The organism is Lonsdalea populi (assembly GCF_015999465.1).
GTDB classification, from domain to species: Bacteria; Pseudomonadota; Gammaproteobacteria; order Enterobacterales; family Enterobacteriaceae; genus Lonsdalea; species Lonsdalea populi.
On sequence record NZ_CP065534.1, the window covers coordinates 893,699 to 908,544 of the forward strand.

General features: G+C 45.5%; 13 protein-coding genes. 8 read left to right on the forward strand and 5 right to left on the reverse strand.

Annotation, left to right across the window (positions count from 1 at the left end; genetic code table 11):
• Positions 1-5 precede the first annotated feature (5 nt).
• Both I6N93_RS04025 and I6N93_RS04030 read right to left on the reverse strand, forming a co-directional pair.
• Positions 6-1,556, reverse strand: coding sequence for a P-loop ATPase, Sll1717 family (locus tag I6N93_RS04025; RefSeq protein ID WP_085686794.1), 1,551 nt, complete (start codon positions 1,554-1,556; stop codon positions 6-8).
• Between the two features lie 399 nt (positions 1,557-1,955).
• The gene (locus tag I6N93_RS04030) at positions 1,956-3,740 is read right to left on the reverse strand and encodes a DUF4209 domain-containing protein (RefSeq protein WP_085686792.1); all 1,785 of its coding nucleotides are present in this window, start codon (positions 3,738-3,740) and stop codon (positions 1,956-1,958) included.
• A 443-nt stretch (positions 3,741-4,183) separates the two neighbouring features.
• On the opposite strand from I6N93_RS04030, the gene I6N93_RS04035 reads away from it, so the two are divergent.
• The 6 genes from I6N93_RS04035 (at position 4,184) to I6N93_RS04060 (ending at position 8,042) form a co-directional block, all read left to right on the forward strand.
• Positions 4,184-4,501, forward strand: a complete 318-nt coding sequence (locus tag I6N93_RS04035; RefSeq protein ID WP_085686790.1) for a hypothetical protein — start codon at positions 4,184-4,186, stop codon at positions 4,499-4,501.
• A 106-nt stretch (positions 4,502-4,607) separates the two neighbouring features.
• Positions 4,608-5,027, forward strand: a complete 420-nt coding sequence (locus I6N93_RS04040) for a hypothetical protein (protein WP_085686788.1) — start codon at positions 4,608-4,610, stop codon at positions 5,025-5,027.
• Between the two features lie 97 nt (positions 5,028-5,124).
• Positions 5,125-5,433, forward strand: coding sequence for a hypothetical protein (locus I6N93_RS04045; protein ID WP_085686786.1), 309 nt, complete (start codon positions 5,125-5,127; stop codon positions 5,431-5,433).
• A 77-nt stretch (positions 5,434-5,510) separates the two neighbouring features.
• Positions 5,511-6,122, forward strand: a complete 612-nt coding sequence (locus I6N93_RS04050; protein ID WP_085686784.1) for a hypothetical protein — start codon at positions 5,511-5,513, stop codon at positions 6,120-6,122.
• A 149-nt stretch (positions 6,123-6,271) separates the two neighbouring features.
• A complete protein-coding gene (locus I6N93_RS04055) occupies positions 6,272-7,219 on the forward strand; it encodes a DUF1281 domain-containing protein (protein ID WP_085686783.1) in 948 nt (315 codons plus the stop codon).
• A gap of 124 nt (positions 7,220-7,343) precedes the next feature.
• A complete protein-coding gene (locus tag I6N93_RS04060; RefSeq protein WP_085686781.1) occupies positions 7,344-8,042 on the forward strand; it encodes an N-6 DNA methylase in 699 nt (232 codons plus the stop codon).
• A gap of 143 nt (positions 8,043-8,185) precedes the next feature.
• Here the strand turns inward: I6N93_RS04060 and I6N93_RS04065 are convergent, their stop codons facing one another.
• The 3 genes from I6N93_RS04065 to I6N93_RS04075 form a co-directional block, all read right to left on the reverse strand.
• A complete protein-coding gene (locus I6N93_RS04065) occupies positions 8,186-8,719 on the reverse strand; it encodes a hypothetical protein (protein WP_085686779.1) in 534 nt (177 codons plus the stop codon).
• Positions 8,720-8,772: 53 nt separating this feature from the next.
• A complete protein-coding gene (locus tag I6N93_RS04070; protein WP_085686777.1) occupies positions 8,773-9,978 on the reverse strand; it encodes a conjugal transfer protein TraF in 1,206 nt (401 codons plus the stop codon).
• Between the two features lie 155 nt (positions 9,979-10,133).
• Positions 10,134-11,018: a conjugal transfer protein TraE gene (locus I6N93_RS04075; protein WP_085686775.1), complete on the reverse strand. Its 885-nt coding sequence runs from the start codon at positions 11,016-11,018 to the stop codon at positions 10,134-10,136.
• Between the two features lie 905 nt (positions 11,019-11,923).
• Between I6N93_RS04075 and I6N93_RS04080 the strand changes: the two genes are divergently transcribed.
• Both I6N93_RS04080 and I6N93_RS04085 read left to right on the forward strand, forming a co-directional pair.
• Positions 11,924-13,501: a TraI domain-containing protein gene (locus tag I6N93_RS04080; RefSeq protein WP_232100115.1), complete on the forward strand. Its 1,578-nt coding sequence runs from the start codon at positions 11,924-11,926 to the stop codon at positions 13,499-13,501.
• A gap of 44 nt (positions 13,502-13,545) precedes the next feature.
• Positions 13,546-14,493, forward strand: a complete 948-nt coding sequence (locus I6N93_RS04085; RefSeq protein WP_373853831.1) for a tyrosine-type recombinase/integrase — start codon at positions 13,546-13,548, stop codon at positions 14,491-14,493.
• Positions 14,494-14,846: the final 353 nt, after the last annotated feature.

The window sequence follows — 14,846 nt, forward strand, 5'->3', positions numbered from 1 at the left end:
CTAGTTCAGTCTATTGACAAATGAGCTTTGAGTGCATTATGTATATAAATCTTCTGACCAAGTAAAATGTCATCATCCCCACGAAAGGAGAAACGAAATCTTTTCTTTCCTGCCTGACCTTCACTAGAATAATTACCAATAACACCAATCCTATATAGGTCTACTAATATCTCAGTCATTGAGTTTTTATCAAGAAGTTTATTTGTATCAGCGTAGGATTTTGCGATGATTTCTGCATGTTTAGAAATCTCTTGAATGGTTGAAATTTGAGTATATCCATATAGGATATTCTTGATCCCATTTATTTCTTCTGACTTGTATTTTGCTTTAAGTTCTTCAGTCAATTCAACCCAACATGCAGAAGAATACCTTTTTCTAATCGCTTCCAGAGACTGAGTACTAAAAGCACTCTCCTCACCATAGTTCTCTTGTGCGGAAAGTAACAGCCTGACAATATCACGAGGACGATACCAAGAATTATGAAGGAGATATGTTTGAGGTTTTTTATTATGGATAAAACTAGGGAAATAAGTACGCCACAACTCAGCTGGATGTAATACCCCTAACCCGAATTCCTCTCGTGAGTTATTTATCCTCTGCTCTACAATATGAAGTAATGGCTGTTGAATCGAATCAACGCCAGCACGGTTCCAAACTATATCAGTACCAAAATCAGTAAGTGGCTTATTTATTTCTTTTCCTAAAGAATCAACTGAATTTAAAACCTCAGAACGAATAGCTGCGAACAAACATAGATTGAATCCACTCTTCTTACATATAGAATTGATTCTTTCAATCGTAATAATTAAATCTCTTAACAGCCTAGAGTCACGCTGATATTGTTTCTTTGTTGTATAATTAAGCTCAAGCTCATCAAAGAAAATATTAACGCCATCTTTTGAAGGTTGAAGTGATTCAAATGCAGAATCAGCCTCTTGGATTAATTTATAAAAAGCAACCTTTGCGACGCCATTGTTATCCCAATCAAAATCAAGATTTAACTTAGGGTCTTTACTGATCTCAATATTGCCTCTCCTAATGCTCGGTATTAATTTTGAAAAAAATCCTCTTTCATTTTTCTCTGTTTTCTCTGAACTCATTAAAGTGTGGAATTTTGAGAGGTTTTCATTTTTCTGAAAGGCGTCAATGGCACTTTGGGATATCATATCAGATATAACTTTATATATAAACCAACGCCAAATATTTTCGAAGTCACTTCCTTCAAAGTCAGAACTGTTTTCGATTACCTCTTTAATCCTTGAGGCTTTGCTGAAATCTCTCTTGGTCTCCTCACTAACTTCTGATTTGAAAAGTATGAATTTTGATGTTGTGTTTTTTTGCTCATCCAAGACAATAGATATATATCTTAATAAAGCGGTTTTACCTGTACCTTTTAATCCTGTAATGAAGTATTTACTATGACTTATGTATTTATCTACAATTAAAGCAGGAGGTACGACATATAGTTTTTTGAATCTTAATCTCTCATCAGGGCTATTAGTTAATAACTCATTTTTCGCATCAGTTGTACCCAGGTATATATCTGATAGTTTCATAAGTGTCTCGATTATCCTTAATTGATACAAATGTGGTATGTGGTAATGCTCGTGAAATTAAAAAACATTACCATATAACTATTCCCGATTGAACAAATTTTAGTAAGATTGTTATCTCATAATTGTAGATTTCGAAAGGAGTAATACACAGAGGTAGTTGCAACTTCCGCTCTTGGCACGAAGCAGACATGTGCAAATGAATAATGGTCTGCTGCGAGCGAGAAAAGAACTTTCGGAGTTGTTCCCAAAACAGGTGAAGGCACTAGTACATAGCGTTATATTAATTACCAGAGCTGGTCACCAAATATGAAAAATGACAGCCGTTTTGGGGGCAGTATTTGTCTCATTACACTTATAGTTTACTGATGCAACTAGGAGGAAAAGGCCACGTGAACTTACTCAGGGGGCGGAAGTTACCGAGCTGAGAATGATTTTAAAGTACAGCCACCACGCGTACACTACTGCTTCGCTCTGTGATGAGTAGTCGTTAAGTAGTCCGTGTGCTACATAGTTTCTTATATTGGCCCCAATAGGATCGGTAAACAGCGCCTTAAGGTTAAAGTGCATATCATCACCAAAAAGGGTTTTCGCTTCCGGTTTATCCAGCAAAGAGCCCAGCCCTATTTCATTTTCAATACCCGACTCATCCACCGTACTGGTTTTGACCCCTGCTTTTTTGAGTAAGTTCCTCACCAAGTATTCAACTTGGGGCGAAAGAAGGTGAATTGATTCAGAAAAACGGTACTCAAATCCAAGATACAACCCTCTCGCAGTCAATTCGATCCTGTCTTCAGGGATAAGCGGAGAGCAATAGCACAGCTCTAGAAAGAACCGAGTGGGGAAATTGTATTCCTGCATGAGCTGATCCATTGCAGGCAATATCTGCCCCACGACGACAATTTTTAGGGAGAAGTCGAATGACAGCAGTTCGCGATGGTGGGCACGATCAGTGGCATTTGCTCTTGAGCGTCCTATCATCCGCCCATCACCAGAAAGATACACTTCTCCAAAGAGGTCTGATATAAGGCTCTGTTTATGCGCATCATTCTCTCGTACGCTTTCAACTGATATAGTGCCAAAGCCGGCGAAAAACTGGCACGCCTTAATTATATCTCCCTTGCCCCTTACGTGATTCACTGCAATGTCCGTAAGTTCGGTTAAGTCGCAGGGAGGCAGCTTAAACATATGCATATCGTCCAGTGACAGTTCGCCGTGCACTCTGATTCTTTTCCTACACTCGTCAATCCTAATATCGGCACCTAAATGAGCTCTCTGTGCTGTCGGGATCAACCGATACCGCTGCAACGCCTTTTCATACATGCCACTGGCGATAATATTTCCCTGATCTTTAACCTGCGCGCGGTTTTCAGCCTCAAGAAAAAGGCATTCAGCGCTTTCGAACAAAGCCGCTTGGGATTCCTGACAGTTTCTATCAAGTTTATAAAACTTACATGCCAGACAATAAATACGCTCTGCTAAGTAATAATGATGTTCGGCCTTTTTATGTGCTCCAAGCGCCATCAGGTGATCCGCATTCTTACCCAGATTAGCACTCAGAAGATGATGCTCGTGTATAAACTGAAAAAGGTGCAGCGATATGTCCGTAGATATGTCCGTACCTCCGGGCTTGTGTTCATCAAGATAAAGACTTATCTGCGCTTCAATTTGTGTGACCGGATCCTCTTTACGATACTGTCGTGCCAGAGATAAAGCGCGCGTCCATAGGCTCTGCTGGAGTGTGTGCCATCTCTTTTCTGAGAGCGGCTCAAGCAGGTAACCCGCAATGATTTCATCAACAAGCTCCCAACGAAGGGGTTTATCCAGGAAAAGGGATATCTCTGCGATGCGAGATTTCAGCAAGCCTGTTTTTATATGAGGAAACAACTTATCAAGGAATGCTCTCTGCTGAAGTTGCAGGTTTTCGGGAGTATTAGAAGACCCATTCCTAAATATGACAGCAGCGACAATTGGCTCATTTTTACTTTCGGCATCCAATGCCATAAGGGTTATATCGGCGAGGGTATGCATTTTATTCGCCAGTTCAGTTTCCCCGCGGTCGGTGTACTGCTTTTTTCTGTCGGAAAAGAAGACGTACATCGCATAGTAACTATCGTCATCTTCCTGGATAGCCGTATCTACGTTGGCTACATCCTCCAGGATCTCTGTTTCCACATCATTATTCATAGATCACACCATAAGATTTTTAAAATGTTGTAATAATCTTAGCTCACGGCTGAATCGATACACTCAAGAATTACCCTTGAAGAACGCATTAACCTGAAGTACGATAAATCCGCTAACCGTTGTCATCATGACAACTGCCAATGTTCCGGTGATTTGAGAGGAACGCCTTCGGGTAATCACTTGCCAATGCCATCAACACCTGAGAGATGGCGCCCTCGGGCGGTTCAAACCTGTTAACCTTTGAAAACAGCGACCCTTACGGGTTAAGGTCTTTTCTACTTCTTCTAATGACACCTCTCTGAGCTGTCTACTCATCTGGCTCCTTCAGCCTGATGTATTCCTAACAGTTTCTTATTACTGCAACTCAATCATTTACTTACCCTTGCGGGGATTTACTTCCCTGTGAAGCCAAATCCTCTTTCAACTCTCAAGAGGATTTACCTATGAAAGCATCTGAATTCGGCCCAATTTTACTCGTTAAACCTAAAAGCTACGAGTGGCACTATATGTGGAGCAAATTGGCAAAGCACGAATCTAACCGTCAACTTCCGGATCCAACCGTTGCTGATAATGGTGGGGAAATCTGGCAGTACATGGAGACAGTGGAAACACGTTTTCTGTGGTTTGGAAAACGTTATATCCATCGTTTTCGTCATCGTCTTCACCCGGCCTCCGATTACGCTAAGAACATTAACGTTCCGGCCAGTAACACCTTTAACCCGAACGATTCGGATAACGCTTTTTATCATCGTTTTATTTAGTTATTTACCGTGCCGACGTCGCTCAAGATAAAGGCTCAAACCCATGTGGGGATAATCTTCCTGCATTTGCGGTGACGGTTTTCTCCGCTAAATCCAAGGAGAAAACATGGACACCATCATTCCGACATTTAAACGTCTTCGCTCTATCGCTGTGTTTGTTGAGCGCATAGCACGTAAGTTTGCACCAAATTCACGTTTTGCAAATTGGTCTCTATGGCTCAGATATGACGCAGAAGCGTTATGTGATGTCGCTAAAGAGCTTGAATGTGCCAAAGCTTGTATACAAATTCTTGGCCAACTTGATGATCGCCATGAAGTGCAGGAATTGGCTGTACGTAGTGTTTACCAAGCCGCATATATTTTTGGTGAATGCCATTTCTACGGTATAGAAAAAAGATGGCCAAAAGCTTTACGTCGTCCATTAGCCAATGCAGGTATACAGCTTAATGCTGAAGAATGGGCGAAAGGCTGTCACTTTGGTCTCAACAACTCGAACCGTGGTAACAGCCAGTTAACGACGGAATAGCGACAAGTTGTTTTCAATGACTTTTTAACAACCCATGCGGGGACAACCTCCCTGCATCCGCGGTGACGGTTTTCTCCGCTAAATCCAAGGAGAAAACATGAACAGTATAATGCTGTCTATTGTCACACGTACTGCACAGTTCTTTAGCCGGCTATCTGCAGAAATGCATCAGCAGCAGGTAGCTTGGTTTACCAACCCCAGCGGTCGCAGTAGCTTCCGTGCTGACGTCGTTCAAGATCACGACGGATTTACTGCCATTATATCGCGTAGAACGCGGGGCAGTTCTTACCACTGGCGGTATCAACAGCTGACGAGAACCCAGCATTTTGCCTCCTCTCGAAAAGCGTTACGCGAGGGCCGCCGATTTGCAAAACAATTAGCGGATTTACGCTACCGTTTTGACTAAGTCTTGATTGACAATAACTTCCCGGAGGGACCTTCCCCTCCCGGGGAGGTTTCCTCTTTATCCTCACAGGGGGAAATATGATCCGATTCACTTCTACAGAATTACGTCCGCTTTTGTCCCAGACCGGAGCCAGACAACGCCCATTAACACTCGAAAAGAACTCAGGAATTTATGTCCGTGTACCGGATGATCGTCATCCCGGAAAATGGCTTACAGCGTGGGCTGTCGGTTGTAATCCATCAACGGATTTGAATGGTTCATTGCTGGCTGAAAAACTGATACCCGATCGAGAGTTTTCCTTTCGAACGTTCATGGCTAACAGCCTCTTCGATGCTGTGCTGAACGAGCATCACGATTTAATTATGAAGCCTGTCATCAGTGATCTGAATAACGCGCTGACCATCCACACGGAAACGCATCCGCCACTCATAAAATTTGTTCCGGTTGGCGAATACCGCGACCAGACACAGTGGCTTTTCGACCAGTCTTTACGTCATTTCCACGCTTGTGTGAGTAACGCTGAGCGTCTCAGCTGGCGTACGCAAGCGCTGTATGTGCTTGACCAGGTCATTCGCCTTGATTCGAAACGGGCTAAACCCGATGACCGTAAGATGTTTGAGCGTGCAGTTCGCCGTTTACGCGATCGTATTAGCTCACTGAAACCAGACGGCTCCGTCCGCTATTTTTAAAAGCAACAAACTGTTTTCGCCCCTGAACCGAAAAACGGAACAGGAGGCCTAACTTGATCTGATGGTGTCAGCCGCCGTCATCCCCCCTGAGGGCATCTTCCTCAGGGAGGTGCCCTCTTTTTGTTTCAACCGACAAAAGGAGTTCTACAATGTTTTCATGGTGCCATAACCGACTGGAAATTACCGGTAAGTCAGTTTGCCTCGATGTCATGCAGTCCTGGATTGCCGGCACGGAAAAACCGCTTTACCGGCATGCTATTCGACAAGCCATAAAGCTGTTTCTCGCTGGCTGTGCCGGCATTTTGAAGCCTGTAAGGGACGTGGAATATGCACCATATCCGATGCTAACCGCTTCTGGAGTCGGCTCACCGACTTCACCCAATCAGGCGTACCAGTATTTTATTGAACTGATGGAGCAGGATGCATGGCTTGACTCCAAAACGATCTCGCGCCTGGAGAAAATCTGGCTGCAATCTGGCATCGATACGCTGAAATGGGATTCCATTCCCTTTCCAGCTCAACAGATAATGGCGCAACTGATGGCCGTACATTACGCCGACTGGTTTGGTGTTGCAGGTGCCGGTGGGCAATTTGACCCGAAGGAGTGCTGGGAACGGCTCAGTCTCATGCCTGAAACGACTTGCTACTGCGACATGCTGATGGTGATGCCGTCACGGCTGACGACGGAGATCAATGGTGAAAGTGGTCTGTTGGCCGGAGTGAGCACGACGTCAGAACTCTATATGCAGCTCTTTGGCATGGAGTTTCCTGCGGGCCATCAGGCCAGTTGGCGCCGGGATGACGTAGGGTTACTCAGGTTAAAACTGGCTTCGCCGTGGTATCCACCGTCAGGTGAAGTGATGGGGGAGATGTCGCAGTTGTTCGATTGTGAAATCCGGCATTATTGGATTTCACCTGATGCCGGCACGTCAGGCTACAACTGCTTCGACCGGGGAGATCACGTAGACAGTGGCCCATATCCGATCGAAGAAGCGCGGCAACCCACTTCCGTTGATGGTGCTCGTATGTACCTGGTTTCGCCCGAAACGGCAGACGTTGCTACGGGGGCTGTTCACTACGCCAGTATCCGTGCATAACACACTAAAACCGGTTAGTTCAGTTTCACTTATCGGCCATAGCGAAAGCTGTGGCCTTTTTTTTCACCCTGAAGGGAACACCGTTCCCTCTGGGGGGCGAGTTTCCTTTTTTGAGGAAGCACGTATGAAAAACGTTATTGATCATGAGAAAGCCTTTCTTTCACTCTTTGGCCAAACTGCGCGTTATTACCGTCGACATCAGGTGTTTGAAGATTTTATTAGTTGTAGCGTCATCGCACTGGAGAATCGTCTGCAGTACAGTGAAAAGCGTGAGCAGAAATACCTGCAGATTGCAGCACGTTACGAAAAAACTGACACGGAAAATATGGCGCACCTACTGGCCCATGTCGTTATGGGGCTGGAAAACGAACCCAGTGACTTTCTTGGGCGTGTCTTTATGCAGCTTGAGATGGGGGATAAATATCGAGGTCAGTTTTTTACACCCTGGAGCATCGCCCGAATGATGGCACAGTTTCAACTCGGCGATGTTGAGAAGCACTTTCAAACAAAGCCTTTTATCACACTGCAAGAGCCAGCCTGTGGCGCGGGTTGCATGACACTGGCATTTGCTCGAGTTCTGCAGGATGCCGGTTATCCTCCGCATCGTTATCTGTGGGTCTCGGCTACAGACATTGATCCACTGGCGGCCGGGATGGCATACATCCAGCTGTCATTGTGTGGTGTCGCGGGAGAAGTGGTTATCGGTAATTCCCTGAAAGATGAGCGCCGGCGCGTACTGTTGACCCCTGGACACTATTTGGGGAATTGGTCGTATCGTTTCCGCTCTGGTTCATCACCGGCGAGATCATCACATGCTGCTTGATACACAGGGAGCAAAGATGAGATCAGGGTTTGACTGATTTAACTTTCACTATACGTTGGTATCATCGACTTCAACCAAAGCCACAACACATGTTGTGGCTTTTTTTATTCATCAAGCTGAGTGATCGTTATGGCCCAAAACTCCTAACGTATTTCCCCCTGAGCAACCGCCGGGATTTGTTTCCACAGGCGTGCTGTCCAGGATGGTTTCAGGTGATCGGGGTTCGACGAGGTGTAGGTGGCAGTGATAACGCTTTTGTGGTTGTTTTCCGATATTTCAAGCGTGAGGCGGTCATTCCCAGCCCAACTGCGGCTCATGCGGTAGTAGACGCCCGGTAAGGCTTCCCATCTTGTGCCTTCGGATATGGACGAAGCTGACCAGCCCGCGTTTCCCTGGCCGCTATTCTTCGCGGAGGCGATATCAGTATCAGAGACAAAACCGTAATAGTGTTTGAGGCGAAAGGCTGCTGCGTCAACGGAGACCGTCATGGGACTATACTTTTGGACGGTTTCTTTACCCGAAGCCTGTGGTGCCTGATTGCCGGTTTCCTGTTGGCTGGCTGGGTTGAGCATTGAGTTCAGGTTACTGAAGCCAAGGTCATTGATTGTACTGTCGCTGCAGCCGGTGAGGGTAGTCAAAACGATTGTCAGTGATACGGTGAGAAGTCGTTTTTTCATGAAGCATCTCCGTAAACGAATAAGGGCTGCATCCGGCAGCCCTTCATACTTAGTTAGAACGTGAAAGAAAGTTGTGCTGCAGCACCATAGCTGCGCTCCGTGCCGACCATCCCAGTCAGATCGAGGTGGACAACGTTGAAGGGCGAAATACCGATGCCGGCAGTGAACATATTGTTGTCGCTGTTGCGCATATCCGCACGATAACCTGCACGCAGTTGCGCCCAGTCCCAAGCATTCAGCTCGGCGCCCACACGGGCATATTGTGCTTTTTTATCGGATGCAAAGCCACTGGCAGATGTCAGATCAACGTCCGTCGCCAGCGTGATGATGCCGTTACTCCATGCGGTGCCAACGGTCGCTTGCGGGCGGATCTGGAAAGTGTCTTTTAATCCGTTAACCTCCCGGGTTTCGACGTCTCGCGAGACAAGGTTCTGCCCGGACAGACCCAGGGTCCACTCTGGCGTGAGCTGTGTAGATAACCCAATATCCATGTTGGCGCCACTTTCAGAACGCTTCCAGTCCCCACTATGAAAATCCGAGGTGTTGTAGTTATTGATGGCTACGTTGTAGTTCCAAGTGTCTACACGTTGCAGTTTGGGGGTGATACCGACGGACACCGGCATATCAGCCAGCGTAAACTGATGCGCTAGGGCGAAGCCATATTCACTGATGACGGCAGCGACACCTTCGGCGCGCGATGTCAGCTCATCTAATTCGCTCTGCGTTGGTGAGTCAATACCTGCCCGCACTGCATCAAGGTATGCCAGATCGTTGTCTGTCACGACTGCTCGGGCTTTAGCCTGCCCCCATCCTTTGATAACGAAGGCAAAGGGGAGGGTGTCATTTGGGATCGCAATGACGGCTGATACGCCTGCGCTGCCGTAACCCGTATCACCGGAAACGTCTTGCAGTGCTTTTTTCAACGTTGCTGCCTGAGCAGAATGATTGCCTTGGCCAGAGGATTGACTCAATTGATCCCATGCATCTTTTACGCCATCAATGCCGTCCTGAAGGCGATCCGGATCGTTGACTTGGGCGCCCACGCCGGGAAGAATGACGCCAACATTATCGTTACTTGCGTGTTTAGTCAGTAATGCGGGGTTGACCAGTGCCGCTGCGACATAGCTGGATGAAGCGACGCCGGTTCCTCCCATCGCGTCGTTGCGTGCTTCTGTCCAATTCGTTGCCGAGTGTACAGACGGAATAGTCGCACTCAGTAAAGCCAGCGTGATGCAGCGTGTCATACGGGTCATTTTCATTAATGATTTCCTTTGATTTATTGCGTTTTGAAGAAAAAAAAGTCCCTGGTGCAAGGGCACCCACTAATAAAAGTATTCGCTATGTTATTTTTTGATAAATGTTGTTGATAATGTTTATGTGTTGGTGTGAATCTCCTTTTTTATATTCGTGGTTTTTATTTGTTTGGGTTCCTATATTTTCGCCCTTTGTAATTATTGATGGCGGTTAATATAGATATTGGGATTTCAACTCCGGTGGCTAATTTTGTAAAAAGGTGCTCAGGTGCATCTAAGCATTCGAATGAGGTCAATTGCGAGGCTTTGCGCATTGCTTCACATGATTCGATAAAAGAATCTGTCTCTTTTATCTCAGCGTTAGTTTTCCTCATCACACCTGTAAATTCAATTACGCGAAAACTGATGCCATTTACTTTTCTCATTCGGCTGATGCATATAACGACATCATTGTTTTCGCACGAACCCTCCATCATCTTTTTATCTCTTCTGACTAAAGTAATATTGGGCTGAATATCGCTATTTGAAGTTAAGTATTTATACACCTCTTGCCAATTCGGCAGTATGACAGGCTCTACAGGATGATCATCTGTACACTCAATCCACTCGGGTGTGACGCCAAACCAGTCTGCGAGTTGATTGATAACGGGAGTGGTTAGGTAATCTAATGTACGTTCCCGATTCTCCAGAACGCTTAAGCCCATATTCACATCGGTCAGAAGCGTTGCTACAGTTACCATACTTAGTCTGTGAGCGCCCATCAGCAGCCAGAAACGGTCATATATACAACGCACCATAGATAACCTTGGCGCGAATGTTTCAATCATCACTCCTTCTACCAAAATATTGACGAGTTCAGCTGCGGAAATACCGATTTTCTGAGAAACACGAGTAATGAATTCGCGTACGACAGGGCGAAAGCGGATCCCCATCGGTGTCCCACCTGTTCTTTTACCTTCTGAAAACTGTCTGACTAATTGTTGTACCTCTTCGTCTTGCTCAAGTGCTATCCGGGAGATAAGCGTTGTTATATTTTTATGGTTCATAAAACACCCTGGTGTTGGCTAATTCATTGATTTAACTCTAATCAATTTCGTTTGTAGCCGATGTGGTTACATTACCTTTCATGGCGGTGTATGTATAACGAAGAAATTCGATCGTTCAGATCGATTACATGAATGTATCCAGTGTGAATGGGTCGGCATTGCCATAACAGTCCAATTTATTTATCAGAGAATAAAGATTTATTGCGTATCACCAGGACTGGCCAATCCGTGTGCGTCAGTTGACGCCAACGCCACTGTCTAAAGAGAATTTCACATTGCATTAATGCTCTGGCCGCTGGAGTGAACGGAGCATTGAAAGCGCGATACTGAAATGCGGAAGTTCTTTCTTCAATCAACGCAATAAGACGACAAGCACGGTAAGGGGTTAGCAGGTGGGAAGAAATAATGACGACACGGTTGTTTTCGAGGGCATGAAGTGTTGACGTTGACACACTTTCCCAGAACAAACTCACCTGGTCCGCGGTCAGCCCAACGGTGGGCTGCCAAGGTGCCAGATGAACCCAGGCTCGATGACGGCGATGACAAATTAGCGTCAATGTGGGTCTAAACCTGCGCTCTATGCAGCCTAACAAGCGCAGGTAAAAGGGGAGACTGAAAATGAATGGCCACGACAGAAGTGACCAGAAGCTGTACGCGCTAGTGGTGTAGCACAGACTCACGATGCCAGATATCGCTAGCCAGATGATGAGAATGATGAAGACGATGAGTTGATACAAAATTATCCCCTGATGTGTAAAACGCACGATGGCGTCAGGAGAGCATTCTTTTCGTTTTTTTCAAGAGGCTAATGTATCTCCGGTGAGTTAGAGCTTTCCGTTGCAAATAGGCTGAATGCTCTTAGCGTAGCGTCATTTCACTGGCTCCATGCCAACGGAGGTGATCTTGTGCGGGGATTGAACTGGTTAAGGAGTAGAAGTAAGTCAGGAGAAAAGTCAGTTGCGGATGCATCGCTATCACAAGGTGAAAAAACAACCCCGGAAAACGGGTTTCGCACCGTTAAAACAGGCGTATCCCTATTACAAACTGCTGAGCGTCAGCGTCTTATACGAGTGTTGGTAGAAAACTGTCCTCTATCACAGCAGGTAATAGAAGCGTGGTGGTTGCGGCCTCTGGAAGAGTTAGCTGCTCGAGTTCAGGATTGTCCTGCGGCATGGAGTGGTCCTTTCTCGGGGCCAGGGGGATTTATCGATCTAAGCCTGAACGTGAGTGCTCGAGCAGTTAGACTGACGCGAGGCATGATGTTGCCGCCAGGGGCGACACCGGAGGAACAGGCTGAGCAAGTGCCAGGGTGGCTCTGTGCCGTCTACTGGGCTGGACTCTTGCATCATCTTGAGTGGCTGACACAGATCCAAGGGATGATTAAAAATGGCCGAGCCTGGTATCCGGGGCTTAGTGTACCCGGTGGCGAGTGGCGAGTGCGACGTGAGGAAAACTCAGTAAAGAATCTAAACGGGGCTTATATCGCATACCAACTGCTTCCCGACGCTGGACTTATATGGTTGCAGCGTTGGCCAACATTGTCCCATATCCTTTTAAATTTTTTGTCAGGCAACCGCGCGAGTTCCTGTTTGCTTTCCAACGTTATCAATGAGGCTTCAGACAGCTGTGGATTCAATACCACGGTAACGCCAACGGCTTGTGAAACAGGCATATCACAAGGTGAACGAGTTGGTATGCAGGCTAACTATATCCCCCCAAAGCTAAATGAATCCAAAGTAATACCATTGTCCAGTAATGATGGTGATATAGGGCTTTCTGAGCCCATTAGAGGAACAATGTCACCTTATACTCCTCCTCCACAAAAGGGAGGGATTATCTTGTCGGAGGACGGTAATACCACAATACCCACTTTAGATTCTGCACTATCCAATGAAGGTGCGGTAATGTCTGAAGAAAATGATACTACTCGCGGCGATGATCAAAGCGAAACAGTGTTCAAGGGTAGTGTGCTATCCATACTCGATAATATGGTTGAGGGGAAATCGTCTTGTTTAACTGAAGATAACCTTGAATCAATGGAAATACCTTCAGAAAGGTCTCCGTCAGAGAAGAATTTAGGCCAAGAAATAGAGGAGATAGAAACAGAAAAAAACAGCGGAAGCTTATTTTTGCAATGGTTAAGAGAAAGCATCAAAGACGGCACGCTCACTGTCAATGAAAGTGACAGTGTACTTCATGTGTTGTCAAAATTTGTGTTCTTAGCATCACCGGCTTGCTTTTACCGTTTTATCAAGATGGCATGCGGAGGTGTAGGAGATAAAGACCAAATTCAAAAAAACTTTGAATCATTGGGTATTCATCATTCACGAAATGGTCGAGGACTTTTCCACTACCATCAACACGATTCGTTGGATAACCGTAGTCGGTATACCAAGGTATCAGGTTATATGATCAATATTGACACCCTCTTAACGAAAGGAAGTGTTCTGACGGACAGTCAATGGATTTCAGCAAGAAAATAATGTAGCTGAATATTAAATCTAAACGAGGGAATATAATGAGAGATATGACATTTGAAGATGTTCTAATTGACTACTTTTTTCATAAATCATTAAGACCAGCAACAGAATGGAGCTATAGAAAAGTAGTGAGAACTTTTATCAATTTTGCAGGGGAAGATATTACGCTAGAAAAGGTTGATAAACGACTTGTGCTTAATTGGCGTCGCCGAGTCATTACCGATGAGGGTCTGGCTAAGATTACGTGGAATAATAAACTTACTCATATGCGGGCAATATTCAATCACGCAATCGCACAAGGCTATATTTCGCATCGGGAAAATCCGTTTAATGGGACAGTTGTGCGACCAGACGCTAAGCGCAAAAAGACGCTAACGCACGAACAAATAAAAAAAACATATTTGTTAATGGAAGCGAGAGAAGCTGATGAACATATTGGTATGGCAGACTACCGTAAAACAGCGCTGCGGCCTTCGTGGTTTTGGCTTACGGTTTTGGATGCACTACGATTCACTGGAATGAGGCAAAATCAACTGCTTCATATTCGGCTGAGTGATGTGAATTTTGCGGAAAATTGGATTAGCCTGCGCCCCGAAGGCTCAAAAAATCACCGTGAACACCGTGTGCCGATTACCAAGCAACTCAAGCCGCGGTTGGAACGACTCTACAACTGTTCTGTAGAGAGAGGAGCAAAACTGGAGGAGCAACTTTTCAATATTTCTCGTTTTGATGGCCGTCGGAAAGAAACCAATAAGAATATGGACCATCAGCCGTTAAGATCTTTCTTTAGACGCCTGTCAAAAGATTGTGGATTTGCCGTCAGCCCTCACAGGTTTAGACATACGATAGCGACTAACTTAATGATTTTGCCTGATCGAAATTTGAAAACGGCGCAGGATCTGCTTGGGCATTCGACACCGGCCGTCACACTTGAATACGTGGAGAGCAATATCGAGAAAGTCAGAAGTGTACTTGAGGAGATGAGCGCCGCTTAAGCGATTAAGATAAGTCTTAGGTTAAGTATTGGGCAATAACTAAGTTTTTGATTATATGTGAGGAAAAAAGGAGAGGGAATCTTTACAAAACATTGACAGAAAACGTTTCTAAAGGTAAATACATTGGTGAGTTTTTTATGGACGAGAAAGTCTAGAGGATGCCTCTAACATCCTCCAGACTTAAAGTCCCATGTTCAACAATGGCGCGGTAAGCAAACTACCAACATCATGCTGGGGACCACTGTCATGCCCGTTAAGGATCTCAACCCTTAACGAACAGGCTCTGAAGAGTGGTGCCGGACTCGGAATCATATCGACGATTAACATGCTGTTTATTATTGGTTTTGTTTGAA

Excerpts from the sequence above, each read along its gene's own strand:
- I6N93_RS04075 (WP_085686775.1), bottom strand. The coding sequence starts at position 11,018 with ATGAACCATAAAAATATAACAACGCTTATCTCCCGGATAGCACTTGAG.
- I6N93_RS04060 (WP_085686781.1), top strand. The coding sequence starts at position 7,344 with ATGAAAAACGTTATTGATCATGAGAAAGCCTTTCTTTCACTCTTTGGC.
- I6N93_RS04045 (WP_085686786.1), top strand. The coding sequence starts at position 5,125 with ATGAACAGTATAATGCTGTCTATTGTCACACGTACTGCACAGTTCTTT.
- I6N93_RS04055 (WP_085686783.1), top strand. The coding sequence starts at position 6,272 with ATGTTTTCATGGTGCCATAACCGACTGGAAATTACCGGTAAGTCAGTT.
- I6N93_RS04070 (WP_085686777.1), bottom strand. The coding sequence starts at position 9,978 with ATGAAAATGACCCGTATGACACGCTGCATCACGCTGGCTTTACTGAGT.
- I6N93_RS04065 (WP_085686779.1), bottom strand. The coding sequence starts at position 8,719 with ATGAAAAAACGACTTCTCACCGTATCACTGACAATCGTTTTGACTACC.
- I6N93_RS04040 (WP_085686788.1), top strand. The coding sequence starts at position 4,608 with ATGGACACCATCATTCCGACATTTAAACGTCTTCGCTCTATCGCTGTG.
- I6N93_RS04030 (WP_085686792.1), bottom strand. The coding sequence starts at position 3,740 with ATGAATAATGATGTGGAAACAGAGATCCTGGAGGATGTAGCCAACGTA.
- I6N93_RS04025 (WP_085686794.1), bottom strand. The coding sequence starts at position 1,556 with ATGAAACTATCAGATATATACCTGGGTACAACTGATGCGAAAAATGAG.
- I6N93_RS04035 (WP_085686790.1), top strand. The coding sequence starts at position 4,184 with ATGAAAGCATCTGAATTCGGCCCAATTTTACTCGTTAAACCTAAAAGC.
- I6N93_RS04050 (WP_085686784.1), top strand. The coding sequence starts at position 5,511 with ATGATCCGATTCACTTCTACAGAATTACGTCCGCTTTTGTCCCAGACC.
- I6N93_RS04085 (WP_373853831.1), top strand. The coding sequence starts at position 13,546 with ATGACATTTGAAGATGTTCTAATTGACTACTTTTTTCATAAATCATTA.